Annotated in this window: 1 protein-coding gene; it reads right to left on the bottom strand. The window is 76.1% G+C overall.

Translation table 11 applies throughout. From position 1 onward, the window contains the following. Positions 1-209, bottom strand: a 209-nt coding sequence (locus tag GT030_RS01515; protein ID WP_161199445.1) for a DUF5682 family protein, incomplete at both ends; no start/stop codon positions are given.

Here is a 209-nt window from a genome sequence, read left to right as displayed (position 1 = left end):
GTGGCGGGCAGGTCGATGAAGCGGGCCGGGACACCCCGTTCGACAGCCCAACGGATCGCCACCCACTCGGGGCTGAACTCCGCCATCGGCCAGAACGCCGACCGGCCGGGCTCGTCCACCGCGTGGGCGAGCAGCGCGACCGGCGGACGCAGGCCGGGGTCGGCGGCCAGGGGGATCAGCGGGTCGGCCTCGGGCGGGCCCTCGATGAG

The sequence above is a fragment of the Streptomyces sp. SID1328 genome, assembly GCF_009865595.1.
Lineage (GTDB): Bacteria > Actinomycetota > Actinomycetes > Streptomycetales > Streptomycetaceae > Streptomyces > Streptomyces griseoluteus.
Note: the sequence above shows the minus strand (reverse complement) of the source record. Positions and strands in the feature narration are given on the sequence as shown.